General features: G+C 49.9%; 22 protein-coding genes. 12 read left to right on the forward strand and 10 right to left on the reverse strand.

What is annotated here, in order from left to right:
- Positions 1-265: 265 nt before the first annotated feature.
- Entirely contained in the window at positions 266-3,250 is a 2,985-nt protein-coding gene (gene pruA / locus H6F80_RS13580) for an L-glutamate gamma-semialdehyde dehydrogenase (RefSeq protein ID WP_190792074.1), read from the reverse strand.
- 613 nt (positions 3,251-3,863) lie between these two features.
- Here pruA and H6F80_RS13585 point away from each other — a divergent pair.
- From H6F80_RS13585 to dusB, 3 genes are all read left to right on the forward strand, one after another.
- Positions 3,864-4,352, forward strand: a complete 489-nt coding sequence (locus H6F80_RS13585; RefSeq protein ID WP_190792075.1) for a DUF4112 domain-containing protein — start codon at positions 3,864-3,866, stop codon at positions 4,350-4,352.
- Between the two features lie 127 nt (positions 4,353-4,479).
- Entirely contained in the window at positions 4,480-5,595 is a 1,116-nt protein-coding gene (locus H6F80_RS13590; protein WP_242067341.1) for a hypothetical protein, read from the forward strand.
- A gap of 168 nt (positions 5,596-5,763) precedes the next feature.
- Positions 5,764-6,834 (forward strand): tRNA dihydrouridine synthase DusB, encoded by a 1,071-nt coding sequence (gene dusB, locus H6F80_RS13595; RefSeq protein WP_190792076.1) that lies wholly within the window; start codon positions 5,764-5,766, stop codon positions 6,832-6,834.
- Between the two features lie 33 nt (positions 6,835-6,867).
- Here the strand turns inward: dusB and H6F80_RS13600 are convergent, their stop codons facing one another.
- The gene (locus H6F80_RS13600) at positions 6,868-7,572 is read right to left on the reverse strand and encodes a DUF1361 domain-containing protein (protein WP_242067342.1); all 705 of its coding nucleotides are present in this window, start codon (positions 7,570-7,572) and stop codon (positions 6,868-6,870) included.
- Positions 7,573-7,807: 235 nt separating this feature from the next.
- Entirely contained in the window at positions 7,808-8,779 is a 972-nt protein-coding gene (locus H6F80_RS13605; RefSeq protein ID WP_190792077.1) for a GDSL-type esterase/lipase family protein, read from the reverse strand.
- A 679-nt stretch (positions 8,780-9,458) separates the two neighbouring features.
- Between H6F80_RS13605 and H6F80_RS13610 the strand changes: the two genes are divergently transcribed.
- Positions 9,459-9,704: a hypothetical protein gene (locus H6F80_RS13610; RefSeq protein WP_190792078.1), complete on the forward strand. Its 246-nt coding sequence runs from the start codon at positions 9,459-9,461 to the stop codon at positions 9,702-9,704.
- 401 nt (positions 9,705-10,105) lie between these two features.
- Positions 10,106-10,495: an acyltransferase gene (locus H6F80_RS30380; protein ID WP_277879143.1), complete on the forward strand. Its 390-nt coding sequence runs from the start codon at positions 10,106-10,108 to the stop codon at positions 10,493-10,495.
- Here the strand turns inward: H6F80_RS30380 and H6F80_RS13620 are convergent.
- Positions 10,485-11,672 carry an EcsC family protein gene (locus H6F80_RS13620; protein WP_190792080.1) on the reverse strand — a complete coding sequence of 396 codons (1,188 nt, stop codon included), beginning with the start codon at positions 11,670-11,672 and terminating at the stop codon, positions 10,485-10,487. The genes H6F80_RS30380 and H6F80_RS13620 overlap by 11 nt on opposite strands.
- A gap of 403 nt (positions 11,673-12,075) precedes the next feature.
- Here H6F80_RS13620 and H6F80_RS13625 point away from each other — a divergent pair, with 403 nt between their 5' ends.
- Entirely contained in the window at positions 12,076-13,299 is a 1,224-nt protein-coding gene (locus H6F80_RS13625) for a DUF4336 domain-containing protein (RefSeq protein ID WP_190792081.1), read from the forward strand.
- Between the two features lie 8 nt (positions 13,300-13,307).
- On the opposite strand, the gene H6F80_RS13630 is transcribed toward H6F80_RS13625, so the two are convergent.
- Both H6F80_RS13630 and H6F80_RS13635 read right to left on the reverse strand, forming a co-directional pair.
- Positions 13,308-13,511 carry a hypothetical protein gene (locus H6F80_RS13630; RefSeq protein WP_190792082.1) on the reverse strand — a complete coding sequence of 68 codons (204 nt, stop codon included), beginning with the start codon at positions 13,509-13,511 and terminating at the stop codon, positions 13,308-13,310.
- A gap of 2 nt (positions 13,512-13,513) precedes the next feature.
- Positions 13,514-14,218, reverse strand: coding sequence for a Coq4 family protein (locus H6F80_RS13635; RefSeq protein WP_190792083.1), 705 nt, complete (start codon positions 14,216-14,218; stop codon positions 13,514-13,516).
- 99 nt (positions 14,219-14,317) lie between these two features.
- Between H6F80_RS13635 and H6F80_RS13640 the strand changes: the two genes are divergently transcribed.
- Together H6F80_RS13640 and H6F80_RS13645 are read left to right on the forward strand one after the other, a co-directional pair.
- On the forward strand, positions 14,318-14,950 hold the full coding sequence (locus tag H6F80_RS13640) for a TetR/AcrR family transcriptional regulator (RefSeq protein WP_190792084.1): 633 nt from the start codon (positions 14,318-14,320) through the stop codon (positions 14,948-14,950).
- Positions 14,951-15,059: 109 nt separating this feature from the next.
- Positions 15,060-16,955, forward strand: a complete 1,896-nt coding sequence (locus H6F80_RS13645; RefSeq protein ID WP_190792085.1) for a S9 family peptidase — start codon at positions 15,060-15,062, stop codon at positions 16,953-16,955.
- A gap of 249 nt (positions 16,956-17,204) precedes the next feature.
- On the opposite strand, the gene H6F80_RS13650 is transcribed toward H6F80_RS13645, so the two are convergent.
- From H6F80_RS13650 to H6F80_RS13665, 4 genes are all read right to left on the reverse strand, one after another.
- Positions 17,205-18,251 (reverse strand): hemerythrin domain-containing protein, encoded by a 1,047-nt coding sequence (locus tag H6F80_RS13650; protein ID WP_190792086.1) that lies wholly within the window; start codon positions 18,249-18,251, stop codon positions 17,205-17,207.
- Between the two features lie 356 nt (positions 18,252-18,607).
- A complete protein-coding gene (locus H6F80_RS13655; protein WP_190792087.1) occupies positions 18,608-19,720 on the reverse strand; it encodes an aldo/keto reductase in 1,113 nt (370 codons plus the stop codon).
- Positions 19,721-20,080: 360 nt separating this feature from the next.
- Positions 20,081-21,445 (reverse strand): MATE family efflux transporter, encoded by a 1,365-nt coding sequence (locus H6F80_RS13660; RefSeq protein ID WP_190792088.1) that lies wholly within the window; start codon positions 21,443-21,445, stop codon positions 20,081-20,083.
- A 167-nt stretch (positions 21,446-21,612) separates the two neighbouring features.
- Positions 21,613-22,020 carry a DUF4174 domain-containing protein gene (locus tag H6F80_RS13665; protein ID WP_190792089.1) on the reverse strand — a complete coding sequence of 136 codons (408 nt, stop codon included), beginning with the start codon at positions 22,018-22,020 and terminating at the stop codon, positions 21,613-21,615.
- A 606-nt stretch (positions 22,021-22,626) separates the two neighbouring features.
- On the opposite strand from H6F80_RS13665, the gene H6F80_RS13670 reads away from it, so the two are divergent.
- From H6F80_RS13670 to H6F80_RS13685, 4 genes are all read left to right on the forward strand, one after another.
- Positions 22,627-22,857, forward strand: a complete 231-nt coding sequence (locus H6F80_RS13670) for a bromodomain-containing protein (protein ID WP_190792090.1) — start codon at positions 22,627-22,629, stop codon at positions 22,855-22,857.
- Positions 22,858-23,236: 379 nt separating this feature from the next.
- Complete coding sequence (locus tag H6F80_RS13675) at positions 23,237-24,148, forward strand: hypothetical protein (protein ID WP_190792091.1); 912 nt, start codon at positions 23,237-23,239, stop codon at positions 24,146-24,148.
- Between the two features lie 36 nt (positions 24,149-24,184).
- Entirely contained in the window at positions 24,185-24,934 is a 750-nt protein-coding gene (locus H6F80_RS13680) for a hypothetical protein (RefSeq protein ID WP_190792092.1), read from the forward strand.
- A gap of 52 nt (positions 24,935-24,986) precedes the next feature.
- Positions 24,987-25,362: hypothetical protein (locus H6F80_RS13685; protein ID WP_190792093.1), on the forward strand; the 376-nt coding region annotated here is incomplete at its 3' end.

Below are 25,362 nucleotides of genomic sequence, written 5' to 3' on the forward strand. Positions count from 1 at the left end.
ATAGGCTAGATACTTCTTATATAGCTTCTTAAGTTATATCAGTGTTTAGAGCGTAGGTAGCAATCAAAATTGAAAAACAACATGAAGTATTGGTATTACGAAAAGATTTCAACACACCTGCCCGGTACACCTTTCTATTCAAGAATGATTACTTATTTAAGTAATACTTAATCTTTATAGTAAGATGATCGCCCCTTCTCCACAGAAAAAGAGCGACCGCCTCACTTAACCATTCACTTAACCATTCACTCAACCATCAACAAATCTATTGTTCTGCACCTTCGATCGGGGCAAATCCCTGCCGCTGGATGTTTTCGCTGATGTGGCGGGGTTCGAGGAATTGCAGCAGGTAATCGGGTCCGCCTGCCTTGGAGCCAACGCCAGAGAGTTTGAAGCCACCGAAGGGTTGACGGGCAACGATCGCGCCTGTGATGTGGCGGTTGATATAGAGGTTGCCTACCTCGAAATCGGCTTCGGCTTTGGCGATGTGGGACGGGGTGCGGGAGTATAAGCCGCCCGTGAGCGCAAAGTTTGTGCCATTTGCAATCTCGATCGCCTGATCGAAATTTTGCGCCTTCATCACAGCCAGAACGGGACCGAAGATTTCTTCCTGAGCGATCGTCCCGGTGGGCGAAACGTCTGTAAAGATAACGGGTCCGACAAAGTAGCCCGATTCAGGGGAGGGCAGCTCAAGCGCGAGAGTGGCTTCCTGTTTGCCTTGCTCGATGTATTCGCGGATGCGTTTTTGTGCCGAGGCATCAATCACGGGTCCGACTTGCGTGCTGGGAGATTCGGCTACGCCCACATTGAGCGATCGCGTAGCTTCGATCAGACGATTCACAAAGGTTTCGTAGATTGGCTCTAGCACAATTACTCGCGAACAGGCAGAGCATTTCTGACCGCTGTAGCCAAAGGCAGAATAAACCACGCCTGCCACTGCCTGATCCAGATCGGCACTTTCGTCTACGATGACGGCATTTTTGCCGCCCATCTCGGCAATGACGCGCTTCAGATGTTTTTGTCCCGGCTGAAGCTCTGCCGCTTCCCGGTAAATGCGACAGCCGACTTCCTGCGATCCGGTGAAGGTGATCATGTGAACGTCAGGATGCTTCACCATGTAGGAACCCACGGTCGAACCCTTGCAGGGCAGGTATTGAAACACACCTTTGGGCATTCCCGCCTCGACGAGAATATCCGCTAGTTTTGCCGCAATCACCGACGACACTTCCGCAGGCTTCAGGATCGTGCAGTTACCCGCTACCAGGGAAGCCACAGTCATTCCGGTCGGAATCGCGAGGGGGAAGTTCCAGGGGGAAATGATCAGCGAAATGCCACGCGGCTGGTAGTGATAGCGGTTCGTTTCGCCCACCACGTCATAATTGACGCCCCGATCGAGTCGTTCCATTTCATCTGAGTAGAAGCGGCAGAAGTCGATCGCCTCCGAAATCTCTGGATCTGCCTGACCTAGGGGCTTTCCGGTTTCTAGCACCATCCAGCCTGCGAGTTCTGCCCGTCGCTGCTCCATCAGATCGGCTGCTTTCCGCAGGATGTTGGCGCGTTGCCTTGCCGGGGTTTTCTTCCATGCCGGGAATGCGGCTTTGGCTGCCTGGATTGCTTGCTCTGCCTGCTCAGTGCTGGCGAGTCCCACCTGTCCAACGATTTCGTCGGGGTTCGAGGGATTGAGCGAGTTAAAGCTTTCCAGGGTGTTGACGCGATCGCCATTCACCAACGGTAAATAACTCTTGCCTAACTGCTGCCGTACTGATTGAACCGCATCGAGTGCCTGATCACGTTTTGCGACGATTGCATAGTCCGTATCGGGGGCATTGTGAAACTTGCCGTTTTGAATCGCTGCTCCATTTTCCTCAACCAATATTGGGGGCGCCAGCAGTTCTTCAACCGGACGTTCTTCCAGGTTTTGCCGCAGAAATGACGTATTTGCAGTATTTTCTAGCAGACGACGGATAAGATACGCCATGCCGGGAATCAGTTCGCCGTAGGGACAGTAAACCCGCACCCGAAAACCCTGATCTACTAAAGCTTTCCCTAGCTTGTCTGCCATGCCGTACAGCACTTGTAGTTCGACCCGCTTGCGAGGAATGTTCAGCTCGCGGGCAATCGCCATTGCATAAGCCTGGGACCGCACGTTATGAGAGCCGATCGCCGCATTCAGATATTCGTGACTCTCCAGCAGAATGCGCGTTAGCTTTTCAAAATTAGCGTCGGTCGAAATTTTGTGCGAGAACACAGGAACGTCCCATTCGTGCTGGTTTGCCTTGATCGTTTCCTGATCCCAGTACGCGCCTTTCACCAGACGAATCGAGATCGGGTTACCGCGCTGTTTTGCCCATTCGACCCAACCGCGCAAATCTGCCTCGGTATCGCGCAAATAGGCCTGAAGCGTCACGCCGATATTAGAGCGATCGCGGAATTCTGGCTCCATCAAAAGCTGCTTCAAAATGGCGATCGTGATGTCTTTATACTGATACTGCTCCATATCGAAGTGAACCGACGCCCCCAGTTCTCCGGCGCGGCGCAGCAGGGTTCTCACCCGTTCCGTCACTTTTGCCTGACTGCCTTTTTCGTCCAGCGGATCAAACTGAGAATAAAATGCGGTCAGCTTCACGGACACCTGCACTTTGGGCAATTCTTCCCCATCAGCGCGATCGATCTGCTCCACAGTAGACCAGCGTTTTGAGGCTTCGGTGAGCTGCTCCATCAAGTCCAGATAGCGATCGAGATAAGACTGTGCCTCGGCTTCGGTGATTACCGCTTCGCCTAGAAGATCGACCGTAAAGGTCATCTTTTCTTTCCGCAACTGTTCGATCGTCTTAATCACCTGCTTGATCGTTTCGCCAGCAATATATTTGTGCGCCAGCGTTTCTACCGCAGTGGATACCGTCGTTGCCGCCATTTGTCCGGGAAGCGAATCGGGGGCAGCAAAGCCCAGCATTCCCTTCAGCGCAGCAGGCAGTTCGACGTTTTCCTGGCCGAGATATTCCTGCATGTGACGCGCAATTTCTGCCTTACTCCGCAATGCAGGCAAGCAGTCAATAAAGCGAAAGAGCTGTACCCGCAAGCCAGGATTCTCCATCGCCCAGCCCAGCAGCTTGTCGTCCCAGCGCATTTGATCGCGGAGCTGGGCAAAGATCGATCGATTTTCACGGGTTGCCGAAAGTAGTTGCCGAGCGATCGTCTGAGTTAGAGACTCGTAGCGATTATCGGTTCCCTGAGAAGCTTGTAAAACCACAATATGAACCCCCTTCACAGTACACAGGATTCAGCAGAGCCAGAACGGGGGCATCCAAACCCTGTATCTCCTATTCTCAGGGCTTAAGGGTTAATTGGCATGGTAGAGCGGCTGGGAGTCAGGGAATCTCCAAAGTTTGTCGTAAATCTTAATATCTTGTACGAGGTTTAGCCTTTGCACAACATTTTTCCAAATCTATTTATGACTCGGTTTGCTGGATCGCTACTGCACTGCGTTCGTGTGAAGCAATTAGGCTGTGAACACTATTAAATTCAGGTTGGGTCAGAACAAATTGACTCAAAAGGAGTCCCAGAAACCCTGGTGGAGAATTTATGCAATCAAGATGCAATCAAGATGAATTTAGTTTGTTTGACATTGCCGATTGAGCACCCGAATTGGACTTAGCAGGGGATATTGCACCACTGCTCACACGCTTCATTAAACTAGAGACGAAAAAGATTGCTCAAGCGAATGATGGGGTTAAACCCTGCTCAAACCATTTCTCAAAATTATTAGCAATACCATCTTCCTACGCTAAAATCTGCCCTATAGCAGTCGCGCAAATGCTAAAGAATTCAGTATTCTTTTTCTGGTCTTATGCTAGCTGCCTGCCATGCCTCCTCTTGCGTCTGCCTCCTTTGCCAATCGTTTACAGCGTCTCCGACAATTGAGCCATCTGCTCGATAGTGCGATCGGCATTCCCGGCACGAAATATCGCATTGGGCTTGATCCGATTATTGGGCTAGTTCCGGGTGGAGGCGATACGGCGGGGCTGCTGCTGTCTGCCTATATTGTGATGGAAGCGGCACGTCTGGGGGCTTCTAAGGCAGTTCTGACCCAGATGGTTTCAAATATTGTGTTGGAAACGTTAGTAGGCACGGTTCCCCTGGTGGGCGATTTCTTTGACGCGACCTGGAAATCGAACGTTCGCAATATCCGCCTGCTCGAAGACCACCTTCAGATCGTGCCGCCCGGTCGTCGATCACAAAATCGGGGGTTTGCCCTGCTGCTGTTGCTGGGGCTCCTGCTGATTTTTATCGCCTGCCTGACCGTTTCGGTGCTGGTGCTGCGTCAGGTTTTCATCTGGCTGGGGATTGGCTAAAAGGAGGTTAACTATCCTTACCGTCCATCGAGCAAAATTAAATTTTCTAACGCTAGATATAGAGATCTAACTACTTGACCGTCCGCCGAGGTGTGTCATAATACTTCGGCTGCGATCGACTTAATTTATGGTTCAAGTACTTCCTTCGTTTGACTCGACCGACGAGCCGACCTTTTCTCCAGTCCATTCGCGTTTGCCCGAAGCAATTGATGGACTCGATCTCAACTTTCAGCTTCCCGATCCAGAGGACGATCGCGTTTCGGAAGCTGAGTTTCAGAAGCAGATTGATGCCGCCTGGTTAGTGTGCGATCGGTTTGACCTGCAAACGGAGATCTGGCGGGGGCGAATTTTGCGAGCGGTACGCAATCGGGAAAAACGCAGCGGCGATGGTCGGGGCGCAGGTTTCCTTTACTGGCTGAAGGAGCGCGATATTAGCAAGACTCAGGCGTATTCCCTGATCGAGCTAGCAAACAGTGCTGACACGCTGCTAGAAGAAGGAATGCTGGAACCAGAAGACGTGAACCAGTTCAGCAAACGGGCGTTTTTAGAAACTGCTCAGGCGGCTCCCGAAGTGCAGCAAATGGTCAGCGATGCCGCTCGTAAAGGCGATCGAATTACCCGCCGAGAAGTGCGCCAGCTCTCTGACGAATGGACGGCAATCACCTCCGATCTGCTGCCCGAAACGGTGAAGGAAAAAGCGGCAGATCATTCCCTGCCTACCCGCTATCTGGCTCCACTTGTGAAGGAAATGGAAAAGCTGCCCGAAGCGCATCAAACCGTTCTTAAAAGCGAAATTGCCGAAAATCCAGACGTGGACACGGTGAAGCAAGTCACCTCCGAAGCCCGCTATCTGGCAAAATATCTCAGTGCAGCTGTTCAGGTGCAGGCACTCAACCAGAACTCCCTTGATCTGGAAACCGCGCTGGAAGAAGCTCTGCGAATCGGATGCCTCAACAGCACTGCCGATTTAGTCAACCACGCTGCCCAGCTCGAACAAACGATCGCCAAACTCTATACCACCTGGAAACGACTGAACACCCTGGCTGAACGAGTCTACCTCGATAGCGGCTCCAGCACGCCCCAGCTTCGATCGCTCCTCAATCACCTGAGTTCCCTCACGAGTGAAGTCCTAGAAATCAGCCTGGGTGACCCGGAGAGTACCTTTTCACGAACGATTCGCTTGCGGATTTTACCCGAAGAATCGGGGGATGCCATGGAGATTAATTCCTTTGATTTGAATTAGGGGTGTGGGAAGTGATGCCGCTCACAGTCCTAGATCAGGCCTAGATCGGGCGGCACAAGCCAATTGCACTTTCTGAAATCGAGACCCTAACGATTGCTGGGAACCCAAGTAGCCCACCCATCCACCCTCCCAGCGATACAATCAGAAAGACCCAATTCTCCTAGAACCATGCTCACGCTCTCTCCCAGTCTTCAAGCAAGGCTTTCCACTCCGCTCAAGATTGGCAGCTTCGAGGTGAAGAGTCGGGTACTGCAATCGCCCCTTTCGGGTGTGACCGATCTAGTATTTCGGCGGCTGGTGCGTCGCTATGCGCCGGATTCGATGATGTACACCGAAATGGTAAACGCGACGGGACTGCACTACGTCAAGCAGTTGCCAAAGATTATGGAAATTGATCCAGAGGAGCGACCGATCAGCATTCAGCTTTTTGACTGTCGCCCGGATTTTCTGGCAGAAGCAGCGCAAAAAGCGGTCGATGAGGGAGCGGATACTGTCGATATCAACATGGGCTGTCCGGTGAACAAAATCACCAAAAACGGGGGCGGGTCTTCGCTACTGCGGCAGCCAGAGTTGGCAGGGGAGATTGTGCGATCGGTCGTCAAAGCAGTCAACGTCCCTGTAACCGTCAAAACGCGGATCGGCTGGAGCGAAAGCGAAATTAATGCTGTGGAGTTTGCTCAGCGAATGCAGGACGCAGGCGCACAAATGCTGACGCTGCATGGTCGGACTCGCGCTCAGGGCTACAACGGTTCGGCGCGCTGGGAATGGATCGCGAAAGTGAAAGGGGCGCTGTCTATTCCGGTGATTGCCAACGGAGACATTTTTTCCGTGGAAGCGGCAATTCGCTGTCTGGAAATGACGGGTGCAGATGGAGTAATGTGTTCGCGTGGAACGCTGGGCTATCCTTTTCTAGTGGGCGAAGTGGATTATTTCCTTAAAACTGGGGAACTGCGTCAGCCTCCGACTCCGATCGAGCGGCTTCAGTGCGCCAGAGATCATCTGCAAATGCTGTGGGAATACAAGGGCGATCGCGGTATTCGTCAGGCACGGAAACACATGACCTGGTACGCCAAAGGCTTTCCCGATGCGGCAGATTTGCGCGGCAAGCTAGCAGTGATGGAAACGCTGGAGCAGGGATTGACGCTTATCGATCAAGCGATCGATCGGCTAGCAAGCTTATCCAGTTGGGAGGTGGAACCCGAATCGGAAACCGAACTGATTGCGATCGGCAACGGCTAGACCCTGCTTGAGCGCAGTTACCACAAAACAACTTTAAATCAAGACATCTTTGCCATCACGGGCATAGCGAATCCGTAGATAGAGGCCCAGGGTGATCTGCTTCATCACCCAGTAGAAGATGGTCAGCACAACAAACGTGACCAGGATGACGGCGATCGGTTGTTTGGAGGTCAAATCATTCAGCGTCGATCTCACCACATCGGTTGGGCTGACTGCCAGATCCCAGCTATTAAACCGACGAAATCGACCCATATAAACGCCGACTGCTGAGAGGAGATGTACCAGCAGTTCTGTCCTTAGTACCCACTGCCTTGCTCCCTGGCGTTTAAGATAGCGTCCCAGATTGAGCAGCGAAATCACGTATGCCTCAAACCCTGCCAGCATTGCGCCAACGTGAAGCGGAATGAGTACCAGCGCAATTACCCAGCCGGAAAGCCCTGCACGAGTGCCCCGAATCAGATGAATGATATCAGTCAGCATATAAGGGGCGTTTGGCAGGAACGCAATAAACACCGCAAGCAGCACCCACCACCACACCGGACGCACCCGGCTTTGCCGCTTGAATAAAACAAAGCTCAGAACAAGCGGAATAAACGCCAGGAATGAATTCCAGACAATCCAACCACTATAGACATCAGAAACAGCTCTATTAATTTCAAACAGCATAAACAATAATCGATCGGACATCGCAATGTAGCTGACTTTATTTCCAACCAAGATAGCCCAATTCTCCGCCATCAATGGCACTCTTCATTGAAGCTTATGCTCTAACAGGTATCCTTTTCTAAAACTTCAACTTTACGCTATCAAGCTGCCTTGATTAATGCGTTACACGCTGAGCCGTTCAATTTTCCTAGTTTTGATAGGATACGTTAAGATTACCGATTCGCATAAAGACGCTTAAACCCAGACGGCAAATTTATCTTGGAACTGGAGAACTGGAAAACTGGGGGCGGCTTTGAGAACAAAATGTTCAGCGCAGCATACTCATTGCCAACTGCCAGACCTCATATCCTCGGCGGCTAAGATGTAGCCCATCGGTGGTGAGTTCGCGGCGCAGGATACCATCTGTTCCGGCAAAGTGGGTTTGCAGATCATAGAAGCTTGCGCCTTCCTGACGGCTGATTGCGGCAAGGCTGGCATTAATCCGCCGAATTCGATCGCTGGGCAGGGCAGGCAGACGGGTCGGCAGAATCGAATAAACTACGATTCCCGCATTAGGATGAGCTTGCCGTAGGCGTTCGATCATAAGTCTTAAATTACTCAACACAGTTTGATCGCTTGCCCCGCGTCGCAGATCGTTAATACCTGCCATTACATAAATTCGGTCAGGACGGGTTTGATTAAAGCTGGAGATCCGGCGCAGCATTCCCGCTGTGGTGTCTCCCGAAATGCCCTGGTTTAGCCAGAAGCGATCGCTAGGCAGACGATCGGTTGGAAACCAAAGAAACAGGGAATCGCCAAACAAAATCGTCAGCCGATTGGAACCCTGACTGCGTGTCATTACCTGAGCCTCTTGCCGCAGCAGCCTGATCCATTCTTCATAGGTTGGCTGTCGCACCGCGTTTTGCCAAGCCCTCTGAAAGCTGTTCACCGGAAAGCGAGGATACAGACGACCCACCTGCAGAGCCGCAATTCGCTGGTGGAAAAGCTGGCTTCCAGAACTGGGGCGGATGCTGGTGCTAACACTTGACGCGATGCCAACGACAGGTGAAGCCGGGCTAAACTCAGGTCGCTGCGAAACCAGCCTGACCCCAGAAGGTGCGCGCTCGACCTGCGTCATTGTAGTTTGAAGCGTAATTTTCCCCTGGGTTCGGCAAAATTCAGCATAACTGGAAGCATCCGATTGGGGAGAATCTAAAGAAGTGGGAGGCAGGGCTAACTGCCAGCCGGGAGATTGACCTTGAGCAACCAAACTGGCTGCAAGTAGACACAACTGACTCATCTCGCCAAACTCCTTAAACTCCTTCACGGTGCAGTCACAAACAGGGAAAACCGATTCTCATAGTTCTTCTTTCACAAAGAAATTTGGCTGCTTCAGGAAAATTCGAGAGAAAATTCGCGGTTGCTTTTTTGCCTGATTCAGGTATTTGCTGTAGCGATGATAATTCGTGCGATCGAGTTCAAAAATTTCTACCGCAGGATAGAAGCAATTCTCGGTGGAGATGGGCGGGTGCGCTTTCCCCTCTAGAGTCTAATTGCGTGGTGAAGAATCGAGCAGGGAGCGTTTAACTCGTTCAGCTTTTATTCAACCTAAGTTTGATGATTCCAAAAAGGGCAGCAAGTAGAGTTGAGATGTCCCTAAGCAGCAGCTTTAGATAGGGCAACTTGATTGAATAGAAGCAGGTTTATTGCTGAACTTTTACTTTGTTCGATCGAGCTTTTACTTCATTCCATTAGTGGCTTAGTCACCAGGTGAGCGTGAGCGGGAATCATCCGATAGATTTCAGTTGCGATCGTATCAACATCGTGTTAACGAAGGAAGTCGTAGTGGTTTCAGTAAAGAAATATTTCGTTGATTGAAATCCTATTTTATTGCTCGATTTCATTTCGATTTCATTGTCTTTTGTCACTCTAAGATTAGAGCCTATTCCAACCGTATAAAGAGAATTGTGGAGGAAAAGATGTACGTGATTCAAACCGATCGACAGGCTTGGGTTCAGGGAATTTGGCGAGGATGGCTAACGACTTGCAGTTCTCCCGCAGGAGCATTAATTTACCAAGATTTATCAAAGGCTGAAGCAGCAGCAGAGTATTACGGCAAATTCGCTCCAGACTTCAAGTTTTTTATTCGACCCCTACAGCAACAAGAGCAGTCGCGTATTGAATTGAACGACTACCGTTTCAAGTCCCTTTGCATTTGCTCTTAACTATCTAATTCACTGTCTAATTTACTACGCTGCTGCAATGATTCAGGATAAATCATATGATTTTTGATGCTCAGTTTCCCAGGGATGTGGTGTGGAATCAGCGGAAAACTGCGCTGTTAACTGCTATTTTTGGTGCTGTTCCGCTAACCTTGGGAAACAAGATTCGTCGATTAGTTTATCGTTCCCTTTTAGGACAAATTGAAGAGGGAGTAAATATTGGAACTGGGGTGCAACTAGCAGGTGCAAAAGGAATTTTTTTCGAGAAGAAATCAGCAGTCGAGAGCAACAGCCATTTAAACTGTTGGGGAAATTCCAAGAGCCGCATTATTTTACGCTCGCGATCGAGACTTGATCAAGGTGCCCATCTTCAAGCGTTGGGCGGGTGTATTGAAATTGGGGAGATGACGTACATCGGTCCCTACTTTTGTGCGGCAGGTCCTGGGGACATCAAGATTGGGAAGTATTGCATGATTGCTTCGCACGCTAGTGCTTATGCAAATAACCACATTTTTTCAGATCCCAATGCTTTAATTTGTTCTCAAGGTGCAACATGCAAAGGCATTGTGATCGAGGATGATTGCTGGCTTGGTACAGGGGTGCGGGTGCTGGATGGCGTCACCATTGGCAAAGGCAGCGTGATCGGTGCCGGGGCAGTTGTCACGAAGAGCATTCCCCCTTATTCGATCGCTGTAGGTGTCCCTGCCAAAGTGATTGGTCGTCGCGGAGCCGAATCAACCGAGTTTGCCGTCCAGCCTGGGGAGCTGATTGCTAGCAATGCTGCTAGAGACTGATATTAGAAGAGCACTTCTGCTCAATTTGCTGCAAAATTGCTGCCTCTTGCTGAGAAACCGTACCATTGTTTTCCGCTAGTCGCCGACACTGTGCCAGAACAGAAACGGCAAAATCGCAATCAAGCTGCTCTAGAAGCTGATCGAGCGGCTGTGGAGATTGAATATTGGCGGCGATCGTTTTCAGCGAATTCGATTCAATCTGCAATCGCTGGAGTTCCGGGAAGATATCTTCCCAAGTTTTGTCGGGATAGCTTGCCAGAATCATGTGAACGGTAATTTGATCCATGATCGCTTGCTGGACGATTGCCCGATTGAGATACTCCTCGCTCTGCTGCTGAATTTGCTGTAGCGTTTCAGTGCTAGGTTCATCGGCTGTGGCTTGCAGTTTTGCTCCATAAAATCGGCTTGCTGCATATCCTACCGAATATAGAACCGTCGCGTTTGTACTTGCTCCAATCATTGCACCCGCAAACGGCACATTTCGCAAAAAGCCTAGTCCTGCCTTCAGGGCGTTACCGCCGCCCAATGCCAGCCCAAAAATGCCCAGCACTTCGCCTTTGCGCTCCGGGTCGTTTAAGTCTAAACCGTAAGCAGCTGCAATTTCGTACACTAGTTCCGTCTGAAGGGCAGTGGTTGCCGCCAGATCGAGTGCGAGCAGTGCGGTGGCAAATCCAGGCAAAAGGCTGGTGACAAAGCCAGAACTCCCTGCCTGCATTGCTTTTCTCACCATTAATCGATGAGCAATCTGACCGGGCGATTCGTTGGGATGCTTCTGCTGCATCTCTTTCACCGTTGCAGTCGCTTTGCTGGTGTCAACCCGATCGCTCATGCCCATGAGCCAGTCCAGCTTGAGCACCCCTGCCAATCGCCGCACAAACGGATTTCGCAGCAAAGGCAAACGACCCAAAAGGTTGAGAACCTGTCCAGCTCCCTCGGTGACCCCTCCCATCCAGCCAACTGCCCGCTGAGTTGCCGCTCCACCCACAGCCACCGCCGAGCGAGCTACGCCTTTACCACGATCGACTACTCCTCCGGCAATGCCCCGCACCCAGTCAAAGCGTCCAGATTTGTGCAACGCTTCAGAATTGGGAGATTTAGTCAATGAGGGCGGTTGCTTTACTGTTTCCCGAAGAGTCGCTTGTTCCTCGGTCAGTATTGAGTCAGGCTGCTCGGTCATGGCTGAATGACTGGTAAATATTTGTGAAAATGTCAAAGAATGAGGATCAAACTAACGAGTAAATCGTTATGCAGAATGCTTTTGTCTGCATTCGCAGAATACTTCGATCTATATCTCTATTTGTATCTGATTAATCCTATATCTGATTAATCGGGTTTAATCATTTGCTTTTTCAGGCCGATCGATTCACCTACTGGATTTGTAATAGTTTATAGACTGTTTCTGCAACGTTCCTCAACATTGGGAAAGAGAAGTTCCCCCTCAAAGGTCGTAAGTTTTGAGGCTGTAAGTTCTACAAAAGAGAGATGCTGATGAGCAAGAAGGCATCTGCTTTTTCGCAGCTCGATATACTAAATTAAGACGGCAATTAAGACGGCTAAGACGGTAGCGAAGGAGCAATCTCATGGCATATCCTTCAGACAATTCTTCTCTTACCCTGCAATCTGGCGAGAACCGGGAGCATTCCTGGCTGTACTGGTTTCTAGTTCCAGTTTACCCCTATCACAAGCGGCGTACCTTGCGGCGAGAGGTCGTCACAAATACGATCTGGACTTTTGACCAGTTGCAGGGCATTCTTTATACAATCGTTCCGGTTCGCATGACAATCGTGCGCTTGGAATCCGGTGGACTGCTCGTGTATTCACCGATCGCCCCCACCCGCGAGTGCATTCGCCTGGTGCGCGAACTAGAAGCAGAACACGGAGCCGTGCGCTATATTCTCCTCACCACTTCGTCAGGGCTAGAGCATAAGGTGTTTGTGCCGCCCTTTGCCCGTCACTTTCCCCAGGCGCAGGTGTTTGTGCCGCCGCATCAGTGGAGCTTTCCGTTTAATTTGCCCTTAAGCTGGCTAGGGTTTCCACGGGCTCGAACTCACGTTTTGCCTGCCGAAAGTCATCTGGCTCCCTTTGGCGATGAGTTTGACTATGAGTTGCTGCATATTGACCTAGGGCGCGGCTGCTTTGAAGAAGTGGCTTGCTTTCACAAAGCATCTAGGACACTGCTCGTTACCGATACCGTGCTGTCTGTGCCCGAAGAACCTCCGGCGATCGTTCAAGATGACCCTTATCCGCTCCTGTTTCATGCCCGCAATCGAGCCACCGACCCGTTTATCGACACTGAAGCAAACCGCCGCAAAGGCTGGCAGAGAATTGCTCTGTTTGCCGTCTACTTTCAGCCCGATACGCTAAAAACGCTGGGTCTGGGTCAGGCGATCCGCGATGCCTTTAAAGCCTCCGATCGATCTCTCAAAGGCTACCTAGGACTGTTTCCGTTTGATTGGAAAGAAGACTGGAAGCGATCGTTTGATGCGCTCCGGGGAAACGGTCGTCCTTTTGTTGCACCCATTCTGCAAACGCTGATTCTGGATCAGTCGCCGCAAACCGTGCTCGATTGGGCAGAGCGGGTGTCTCGCTGGCAGTTTGAACGCATTATCTCTTGTCATTTTGACGCGCCCTTTCCGGCAACCCCGCAGCAGTTTCGGCAGGCGTTTTCAATTCTCAAGCCCTCTGCTCAACCCGTCCAGTTTGGCAGTGAAAGTCACGCGCTCCCGGCTGCGGATGTGCAGTTTATTATCAAACTCGAAGAAACCCTGGATAAATTGGGTGTGACAAATCCTCCATCCCTTTAATTTTGAATTTACACCCAAAATTCGGGTTGAGTCAGGTCGATCGCGATCGCTAAAAGGTTTGCAAAATTAATCTGGCTGTAGAGTTTCCAGAATCGAATCTCGGCACGCAGGCGATCGTTCCCCCTTGAGCAAGCTGCACGGCAGAGGGTGATCAGGAGTGGCAGCCAGGGATAAGTGCGGCGAACAATCTGCCAGAAAAGCTTACAGGACATGGTTAAGGGCGAACGGGCTGCACATTCAGTTCTTCGCGCCACTGATCCACAGGCTTATCCCAGGCGGTTTCCCATTTTTGGGCAATCAAAGGTTTCGCCACTTTTCCCATTTGATATCCCTGAGCAATCGCTCCCAGCAGCGGATTCAGGCACTCTGGCTGGAGTATCGTTGTGGCAATTAGCGCATTCGCAACGAGCAGACTAGAGAGTGGAAGCTGAAACTGCGCCAAATAAAAAGCCTGCAAACCGATTTCGCCCATTTCGCTCGTATCAAACCCGGTAATAATGTGCCAGATGTCGTGCGTTTTTTGCCAGCGATATTCGACGTAGTGGGTGTCCGAATCGATCGGTATAACAGGCTCAAAGGGTTGAAATCCTAACTGTTTCATGTGGCAGGCATAAACGTAGCCGAGGGAGTTTTGGGGGTACTGCAAGAGTTCGTCCAGATCGTGCGGTGGAGCCACATATCGTTCTGACAGAATCGCAGCAGCTTCGGGCGTTGTTTTTAGGGCGGCGATCGACAGTTGAAACGCTGGGCTATTCAGCAGGCTGTTGCTCAGTTCCCACACGGGTTCCAGGTTGCCGCTTTCATCAAACAAAAGGGTGACGAATGCTTTGATTCCTCGCATTGTTTGAACGACAGGCTGAAAGCTAGTTCCAGAAGGGAGGGCAGGCAAATGATGAGCAAGTCGATGAATCGGGTGCATTGCGCAATCTCCAGGAAAAACAGGATAAAATACGAACAAAGTTCATGTTTTTAAAATACGAACGTTGCTCATGTTTTGTCAAGAAAAGGAGTCCACAAAATGGCAAACGATCGCCTAAAAGCCTCCACAATGCGACGACAGCCTAAGCAAAGCCGCAGCCAGGAACGGGTGCATCAGATTCTAGATGCCGCAGAGGAAGTGTTTATCGAATTAGGGTATGAACAAACCACCACACGGGCGATCGCCAGCCGTGCCGAAGTGCCGATCGGATCACTGTACCAGTTCTTTCCAGATAAAGCGGCGATCGTGCGAGCACTGGCTGATCGGTATTTTGAGCAGGAATATCGAATGTTTTTGCAGCTTCATACCGAACTGGCAGAAGTGGAAATTAGTACCTATGTCGATCGCATCATTGATGCGTTTGAGCAGTTTGCGGATGAGCGTCCTGGCTATCGCGCTGTACTGAGAGCGTTACTCAATCAAATGACCGTAACCGCTGCCAGCGCAATGAATGAATATGACCAACTTGTGTTGATGGGACTAACTAATTTTTTGTCTCAACGCAATCCTCAATTAGAGAGTACTCAGTGCGAAATGATTGCCACGATCGTCTTTAAAGCAGCGAATGAACTGCTCTGGCTGGCAATGACCTGCGATTCTCAGCAGCGATCAGCTATGGTGGCTGAAACCAAGGCTCTGATTACCGCATATCTGAAAACCTACCAGATTTAAGCGGTTTAGACTCAATAAAAGCCTAATTTCGTTTTCATTTCCTTAAGCATTTCTCCAGACATTTTTTCTGAAGTTAAAATAATCTACATCAAACAATTCACCGTTTTCTATGCCTGTTCTTTCCCAAACTGAACTTAAACCTAACGATAATCTGATTCTCGATGGCATTCCTGCTATTCCTCAATCGATCGTCGAAAGCGTTAATCGCTACACCGAGTTTCGATCAGCAAGTCTTTCAAGCTGGCATCCGGTTGAGCGATCGATGCTAATTTCCACTCGGTTTGGGCAAACGGCACAGGTGCATCAGGTTCAGTTTCCTTTGGGCAGCCGCAAGCAGTTGACCTTTTTCCCGGAACCGGTCAGCGGAGCGACTTATCAGCCAACGCAGGGCGAATATTTTGTTTTTAGCAAAGACATTGGCGGGAACGAATTCAGCCAAAACTATCGCTACGATTTGGCAACTGGGCAGGTGACGCTATTAACCGACGGAACCTCAAAAAACAGTCGCGGTATCTGGTCAAAGTCGGGAACGCAAATGGTGTACACCTCGACTCGTCGCACCCAGCAAGATACCGATCTATACGTGATCGATCCGCTTCAGCCAGAACAGGAGCGATTGCTGATGACGGTAGAAGGGGGAGGCTGGTTTCCGGCTGCTTGGTCAGAAGACGATCGCCACATTGCCGTTATTGAATATATTTCGATCACCGAAACCTATCTGTGGCTAGTGGATGCCCAGACCGGGGAGAAAAGGCTGCTCACGCCTAAAGGCGGCGAACCCGTGGCTTATCAGGCGGTTGTGTTTGATAAACAGCGCAACGGTTTATATGTGGTATGCGATCGAGATTCAGAGTTTCTGCGATTAGCGTATCTCGATCTGGAGACGCAGGACTATACGTTTTTAACAAACTCAATTGAATGGGATATTGAACAAATTCGCTTATCCCATGATGGACGCTTGCTCGCATTCACGGCGAACGAAAATGGAATTAGCGTCCTCCATTTATTTGATACAACAACCCAACGGGAAATCCCATTACCTGCTCTGCCGATCGGTCAAGTATTTGGCTTACAGTGGCACAAAAACAACCGCGATCTGGGCTTTACGCTTATCTCTGCTCAATCGAACGCGGATGTGTATTCGCTGGATGTCACGACTGGACAGATCGATCGCTGGACCGAAAGCGAAACGGGCGGGCTGAACACCAGCAGCTTTTCTGAGCCTGAGTTAGTGCAGTGGCAAAGCTTTGACGATCGCCCCATCTCTGGGTTTCTTTATCGTCCTCCCGCTCACTTTCCCGGCAAACGCCCGGTGATGATCAACATCCATGGTGGACCCGAAGGACAGTTTCGCCCCATTTTCCTGGGACGGAGCAATTACTATCTCAATGAATTGGGCGTGGCGTTACTTTATCCCAACGTGCGCGGCTCCTCTGGCTATGGCAAAACTTTTCTGAAACTGGATAACGGCTATCTGCGCGAGGATTCTGTCCAAGATATTGGCGCACTGCTTGACTGGATTAGAACCCAACCCGATCTGGATGCCGATCGCATTCTCGTTACCGGGGGCAGCTACGGCGGCTATATGTCCCTGGCAGTCGCAACGCACTATGGCGATCGAATTCGAGCGTCGATCGATATTGTCGGCATTTCTAACTTTGTTACCTTCCTCGAAAAAACAGAAGGCTATCGTCGCGATTTACGCCGCGTAGAATATGGCGATGAACGCGATCCAGAAATGCGAAAGTTTCTGCTGCAAATCTCTCCAGTGAACAACGCAGACAAAATCCAGAAACCTATGTTTGTAATTCATGGGGCAAACGACCCGCGTGTGCCGCTCAATGAAGCCGAACAGATTGTTACCACGCTAAAACAGCGTCACGTTCCAGTCTGGTATCTGGTGGCAAAAGACGAAGGACACGGTTTCTCGAAAAAACAAAACATCGATTTTCAGTTTTATTCGACGATTTTGTTTATCCAGAATTTCCTGCTAGATCAAGATTAGGGGCGACGGCAAAGATTTGGGCTAGCAGTTCAATTTTAAGGGCGGCTCGATAAACCGTCCTTGAGAAATCAGTAACCTTAGCCCTGATTTTCGCTTTGGCGGGTCAGTTCATTCTGCTGCTGGTGAGTTTGCCGCTGTTCAATAATTGAGGTGCGCTACCGCAACAACGCAAATAACGCACCCAACCTGCAAAGCAGAAGTAATCAACAGTGAAGCCTGTCGATTAAGTAATTAAACTAAACAGCAAGATTACACCGAAGCCATCATGTCCTGCTGAAGTTTGCGCTTCACTTCTTTGAATTGGCTTGCCATTTGCTCTTTTTGCGCGTCGCTGCAATTTTTGTCGATCGCCGCAAACATGGTGCTTTCTTCCTGACGAATGTGGTCGCCCAGATGAGTCATCAGGTCTTTGATCTTCGAGCGGAACAGGTCGGCATTTGCAGCAGGATCCATCGCCTTGATTTCCTCCAGCATCGGTCGCCATTCAGCCTGTTCGTCGTAGAGTTCCTGAGTATTCTCATCGCCATAAAACGATCGAATGGCAGGATAGACCACTTCCTCTTCGGCTTGCGCATGTACCAGGATGTCTTTATAAAGCTGACCGAAGTATTCTTGCAGCTTCTGAGGATCTTTGGTTGCGCCAATTTCAGTGAAGATGGTATTCACTTTGTTGTGGTCTAGCCGAATCAGGGTTTGGATATTCATGTCCTGCTTATCGGTGTTTTGGGTAATGACGCTACCCGCAACGCCCGACAATGCCGCAACCGCATCCTGAACTCGTGCCCAAATTCCCTGATCGGCATCCATGCCGGTCATTTCACGCACGCCTGCCTGTTCGAGCATTCCTTTGAGCTGCTCCTGGTGTGCCCGACCTTCAAAGTTAACGGTATTCAGGGGACCGATCGCCACCTCAATGTCTGCTCCTACTTTCTGAGCCGCTTTGTGAATATTAATGCCGCTCATAGCTTGACCATGCTTCATCAACTCGTGGTGAATTAGCTTTTGGTAGAAGGTGAAATCATCGCCCTCCATCATTTGCTCAAAATTCTTGACAAAGATGTGGGTGGCAGGACTCGGCTCTGCTTGAATGCCGTACTGAACAATTACCGTTTCGATAATGCCCAGATTCTTTTGATCGTCTTCGAGCATATTTTGCAAACGATCGCGAATATCTTCGTAGGGGCAAATGTCGATTAACTTTTGGTCATTTGAAAGAATGAGTTTTTGAAAAGTAAGCAAATCGGCTAAGCGTTCACCAATTAACTGCCGCTTTGTATCATCCAGTTTGGATACCATGCTAATTTCTCCACGAAGAAATAATTTGATTTACCATTCAAGCCACTTCAAAAGACACAGCACTTTGTCCTGTCTTTCAGCGACAAGAGATTTGAGTTTTTAATTCTGCAAACAATCTGATTTTCTAGATAATTTTGGTTTTGTTCACCCAACTCCAGTTAGATGTTGCAGTTAGATATTTTGTTGAAGTTCTACCCAGGCGATCGTATTTCTCTTCCTGAAGCAGGAGCCAATTGAAACGGATCGAAATTGTGAACCAACTGCCCCTATCAAAATGTCAAAATCGCGCAGAATGTCAAAATTGCGAAAGGATGACGTGAGGCGATCGATCATTGATTTCAGTCAACGACTCGTTCTCAGGACACCCCTGCACCGCCCGATTCAAATAAAACATTCGGATAATAGCCTGTCGGTTTTTGTCCTACCGTTGCGCCGCCATGAATCATGCCCTGGATCTCGGAGCCAAAGAAACTGTAGGGAAACTGAAGCTCAGGACAGCTGACGGCTTCTAATCGCTGCAATTGCTCCGTCGGAATTTCAAACTCTAACGATCGCAGATTGTCTTCAAGCTGAGATAGCTTCGTTGCGCCGACAATCACCGAGCTAACCCCTGGACGAGAAGCAGCCCAATTAACCGCTACCTGCGCCATGCTGCGCCCCAATTCCTTTGCAACCTGCTCCAGTTCTGCCACAATTTTCCAGTTGCGATCGTTCAACTTTTGAAACGCCGGATTCTGAACGCCTTTCACCGTTTCTAAACGCCCTTCGCCGATCGATCCGCCGTCACTCGGCTTATATTTGCCGCTGAGCAAACCGCTTGCCAGAGGACTCCACACCATCACGCCCATGCCTAGTTCTGCCCCCAGGGAAATAAACTCCCGCTCGATGTTGCGCTCGACCAGCGAATACTCAAGCTGAAGCGTCGAAATTGGCTCATAGCCGCGCCACTCTGCCAGGGTTTGTGCCCGCGCTGCGTACCAGGCAGGAACATCGCTTAAACCTACATGACGCACCTTGCCCGATCGCACCAGATCATCCAGGGTTCGCATGACTTCTTCGGCAGGAGTCACACAATCCCAGGTGTGCAGAATGTAGAGATCAATATAGTCTGTGCCTAATCGCTTCAGCGATCCTTCAACCGCTCTCAAAATATTCTTGCGTCCATTTCCCCCCGCATTCGGATTTCCGGGTTCCGCATTATAGGAAAACTTGGTGGCGATGATTACTCGATCGCGTAAGTTTCGTTCTGCAACAAATTGACCCAGCCACGTCTCACTCGTTCCGCCCGTGTATAAATCCGCCGTGTCAATTAAGTTTCCGCCTACATCCACAAACGTATTAAATAGCTGCTGCGCGGTTGCCTGATCTGCTCCCCAGCCCCATTCCGTTCCAAAGGTCATTGTTCCCAGTGCCAGGCGGCTCACCCGCAACCCTGATCGTCCCATGGTGTAATACTGATTCAGCGCCATATTCCCGTCCTCTCCTTCGTTTTCTCCTTAATGTACATTGAGCACCGGATTGACCTACTGCATTGACTCACTCGATCAGCAGACTCAGCAGACAAACTTTTTCGAGTTCAGGCTTAGAGCCAAACCCTCAATGATCGAACGATAATTACGCTAAGCGGTCGGGAATGGGTTTGAGAGAATATACGCGCCAGAAGAAAGCATCGGCTGTGTGCTGATCCCATCGAGAAGAACGAATCATGCTGAATTGTCTCGGAATGAATTTCGATGCAATTCATGATGCATTTAGTATAGAAAATTTAGCCAGGGCAAAAATGTTTAATTCTGGCGTGGATTTATCAAATTCTTGCAGAGCTGACGATACTAGACGATCGCCTTTTGCCACGTTCCGCGCCGCAGCACCACCAGCAGCAAAAACGCCCGAATTAGCCAATCACAGGTTGAGCCTAGCCAGACTCCCGCCAGACCCCAGCCTAAAACCCAGACAAAGCTGGAAGTGGCAATCAGCCGAATCACAAACCAGCCCAGCGTTGCAATTACAAATGCGCTGCGGGTGGCTCCTGCGCCTCTCAAGGCTTGCTCTAGCACCAAACTAGTTGCCATAAACGGCTGTGCTAGCGCAGCAATCGCCAGGCAAGGGATTCCGATCGCAAGAATTTGATCATCCTGGGTGAAAATCCTCAGCAAACCGCCGGGAACTGCGAGAAACAGCAGCGCAAAGCAGCCCAATAGCGCGATCGCCATCGTCATTCCGGCAAAAACGCCGCGCATCGCTTCCTCTGGTTTTCCGGCTCCCAATCGCTGAGCCACGATCGCTGCTACTGCAATGCCAAACCCGTCCGCCGACAAAAAGCAAATTGCCTCCAGTCCTAGCAGTGCCTCATGGGTTGCCATTGCGGTACTGCCCAGGCTGCTGATAATCGCTGTGAATCCCAGATAACCAATGCTGCGGCACACTCGCTCCCCCAACGTCGGAAACGCCACCCGCATCACCCGACTCAAAGCCAATCGCTCCGCCGCACTCCAGACCAACGCTTTACCCTGATCAACAAAGCTCAGTACCCCCTGCTGCCGACTCAGCACCCACAGCAGCCATCCGGCGTTGAAAATCATCGCAATTGCACTGCCGATCGCCGCTCCAGCCACGCCCAGCTCAGGAAATCCGCCGCGACCGTAAATCAGCAAATAATCAATGCTCAAATTCACCAAATTGGCAATGCCCGCCACAACAAACGGCGTACGGCTATTTCCGGCAGCTTGCAGCATTGCGGCAGCCGTAGTTGCCAGCAGATCAAATGGCAGAGCAAAGAGAATGATCTTCAGAAAGTGATTGGCAGCGTCATAAACCTCTAGCGTGACACCCGGAAACAGGGCAAGCATCCTGTCTAGCCCCAGCCAGCTCACCCCACTTGCTGCAATTCCCACTCCCAGGGCAAACACCAAACTCGCCCGTACCGTTGCCGTCGCCAGAGTCCGATCGCCTGCCCCCACCGCTCGCCCAACTAGTGCCACTGAGCCGATCGAAAACGCAGACAGCAAACCGCTGATGCACCAGAGCAATGGACTCGTTAATCGAAAAGCCGCCAGCGCATCGGTGCTGTAGTGCCCCAGCATGGCGCGATCGACTAAATAGAACAGGGTATGAAAAAAAGATTGGGCGATCGTTGGCAGCGCAAGCTGAAGAACCGCCCGATTGAGATTGGGATGAGCTGAATAAGTTGCAGACAAAATAAAACCTGAAGCATCAAAACGTACTGCTCTAGCTTAAGAGGTCGATAGATTCTTCTATTGCAGATTAATGCAGGGAATTGCCCAACCGAACTCCGCTGAGGATGCCCAATTCAGCCCTAGATCCTTCTAGCCGTTCACGTTTTGACTTTTTAACGTCAGATTAATTACCGTTTATGCTGCATCTCGTATTGGCGCATTGCCATCGCATCGACCGCTCCAAACAGCTCTCTAGCTGAAATTGGCTTTGCATAGCGATGCTTTTGAGTTCCATCTTTGCCTACTAAAATCACCGCAAACTCATCTGGCTCCACGGCAAATTGCATTCGAATCTGCTCGGCGATCGGCTCAGAGATTGCTGTTTGGTCGGCGTGGCTCTCTCCATCCTGAAAAAGATAAACCAGTTTTAACTCCCGCTCCTGCAATCCGCCTTGTTCTCTTCTAAGCAACATAATTTGCTCTTGAAAATCAGAATCCTGCTCGGTCGGAGAAAAGATCAGTAGAGCGCGATAGTGCCACTGATAGTTATCAAGATGAAAACTGTTTTTTGTCTCTGTACCAATTTGCATACCCATTGAACTTATCCTGTTTTTTATGATTTGTTTTATGTTTCTAATTTAATGTTTTTATTTAAGCAATGGCTCTACCAGCAGATACATCGATCGTCCTCCTAGGGAATCAGCTTGAAACGCTCCTTTAACGACTGATTTTCACTACCATTAAAGGTTAATAAAAGATTAATAAAAGAATCTGCTTTTTCTTCTTAATGTTCTCCTTTAGTGAGTTAGCGAAAGTGGGTTAGCGAATTCCTTATTATTCCTTATTGGTCAGTATTTGTTATTTGTCAGTGTTTGTTAACACATTTGTTAGTAGCTACCAAGAACGCTCCTGATCCAAAAACGAATTGAACTCATCCCTCCAGGGTGTGCTTTCAAAGCCTCAAAGCCTCTCAATCGCTGATGGTGCAAGACTGCCAATCCACTCAAGCTCCGCAGTTCTGGAAGATTCAGGGAGCGATGCAGGACTCTGAAGCCCATTGCTTAAAGTTTTGTTTGAAGTGTTAAGACATGTTTTGAACAAAGCAATTTAACCAGAGTCACCCTTTGATAGAGGCTGGTCAAACGATCGTGACTTAGCGTGAGCTCATCATTTCATTTATCTGATGATTAAGGGACTACAAGATGGACTTTAAATATCGATGGAAGAATGGTGCGCCGCCAACGCGAGATCAGGCAGCAACCAGTGATAGTTTGCTTGATGAAAGTCAGTTTACAGACGAAAAAGATCGGCAAATGGCGGAAGAAACGGCGCGAAAACAATTAGATGTCCCGACCCGAATTCCTGATGAAGATCGTCCTGCTCTGCCTCATGCTGCACCAAACCCGGTAGAAGGCGAAGAAATTCAGCAATAAAAAGCGGTGAGAAATAAAACTCTTACCTTTGAATAACTCAAATTTCTGCGATCTATACCGTTTGGAGAGGATAGTTTCTGGATTGAATGGTTAGGTTATAAGTAATCGCACCTGGCAAGCGTACAAAGTCTCACGATTAGTTAGCCTAATTAACTCAAGAGGAATTTTCTAAGTGCATTTTCATCGCCTGCACTCTCATTGCAATTAGAAACTCGTAATGAGAAACAAGCTTCTAGCTTGAGGATGTCTTTGAGAATGACTTACCGCGTGCCATCCATTCGTTTAATAGCAACGACATTTGTTTGATAGTAACGACAGTAACAGATTATCTAGCGATCGAATTGTCGAAGTTTAATGCAAAGTTAAGGAGAGAAATCCGATGAGTAACCCACAGTCTTCTAGCCAGTTTGAGCAAACTCCTCAAGCAACAAGCACGGTTCAATCAACTCAACCAATTCAACAGCCCACCGATATTCATCTGCCTTCTGCTTCTGCTCCCATTCAGACTCCCATTCAGACTCCCATTCAAACTCCTGTTCAGACTCCCGTCCAGCCGACCAGTACTGAGCAGCCGTCTAAAACTCAGTCCCCCTTGAAAGGAATGAACCCTGCACTAGGCAGAGTTCTGCTGGGCGGCTTGATTGGCGGTACGCTGGGGTCGCTTGCAGCCGCTTTAGCTAGCCGGAAAACTTCTGAAGGGTTCAATCGTGCTGCTGAAGGAACCAAGAGCGCGTTTGGAACGATCGGCACGGGATTGAGTCAGGCAGCAAAAGGCGTTGGAGACGCAGCCAAGAGCATCGGTGGCGGAATTAGCTATGCGGTCGTTGGCAATGCCCAGGATACGACTCAAGGCCTCGTAGAAGGAGCACAGCAGATTGGGAACGTAGCCTCTAGCGCAGTGCAATCGACTACTGAAGCGATCGGGGCAGCAGGACAAAAAGTATCCGATCAGGTTGCATCGGTCAGCCAGTCGGCCGGAGCAATAGGCCAAAAAGTGTCCGATCAGGTTGCATCGGTCGGTCAGTCCGCTCAGTCCTCGATGGAAAATGCTTCCCAGTTTGCAGGCAGCAGCATGGAGCAACAGTCGGATTTGCTGTCGGCAGACCAGGGCGAAGCAGACATGATTGCGGCAGTCATTTTAGAGGCGATCGAGGAAGAGGCTCTTGCTCAGGGAGAATCCTCGTTGCCCGACTTGATTATCTTGCAAGAAGAGAATCCGCAGATTCTGATGCAGGACAACCCGTTTTCTGATGTTGAATCAGCAAAATCCAGTGAATATTTCAGCGAATAGTCGGGTGAGTTAATCAGCGACGCAGAGGACAATACAATGGTCAGCATTAATGAAGCTGTGGAAAACTCTGTGGAAAACACAGAGCGCAGTACTGATTACGGAATTAGTCCGGCGATCGATCCGGCCATTGATCAGATGATTGATCAGGCAATGGATCAGGCGATAGATCAGGAAACAAGCCAAAGCATCAATCAGACTGAACTGAATCAGGCTTCTGAAGCAGCAAGGTCTGGATTGGGCAAAGTTGCACTCGGTGTTTTGGTTGGGGCAACGCTGGGCGGAATTGCCGGAGCGTTATCAAACCGGAACGTGGTCGATCGCATTAATCAGACCGTGCAAGGAGCCGGAAATGCCGTCAAGAAGGCGGCAACAAGCGTTGATGAAACCCTCCGCGGGGTCGGAGATGCTATTTCTAGCGTGGCAACCGGAGTCAATGGCACGGTTAAGGACGTCGGAGACAGCATCAAGAATGCAGCGGATGGAGTCAGCGGGACAGTGCAAGAAACCGTTAATGCGGTGAAGACCACTGCTTCTGATGTAAACGGCACAGTCCAAAACACGGTGAACGTGGTTAAGGACACCGCTGCAACCATGAATCAGACCGTGGGTGAAAATGTCGGAGACACGGTGAAGAATGCTGTGGAAAACACGATCGACACAGTGAGCCAGGTGACCAGCGACACGGATGCGGAAACGAGTTCGTCTGCTGGAAGCGATGTCAGTTCACCCAAGTCTGAAACGCTGTATCGGCTTGTTCCGGTCGATTCCGGTTCATCCGATCGCTAATTGCCTGTCTCGTCTATTAACCATATCAACCGTTATCCAGTAAGTGTTCATTATGGGTTGGCTACCAAAATTCTTCAGCAAGAATACCGCTCAGCAGGTTCAACCGTCGGCAGATTTCAGCCCGAACCCAACGCCCACGACGATGACGCAGCTTGTGGTTGAACAAACAATTATGACAGCCGCAAACTGGCTGGTTCATTTTGTCAACCGCAGTCTGGAAGCCAAAGCTACTGCACCCGTCGCGCCGCCAGAATCGCCCTCTGGCGAAAAAGCAGATCAGGTTCCTGTTGAATCTCCTCCTGATACCGTTGAAATTCTGGTTGCCAGACTTGGAACCTTACTGGAGCAAGCTTACGATCGCAATCAGGCAACTGCTGCCCTAGCAGCCTCTTTGGAGGAACGCTTGAATGCGATCGAGGCTTCCTTAA

Origin of the sequence: Leptolyngbya sp. FACHB-711 (assembly GCF_014695615.1) — a bacterium.
Taxonomy (GTDB): domain Bacteria; phylum Cyanobacteriota; class Cyanobacteriia; order Elainellales; family Elainellaceae; genus Leptolyngbya_A.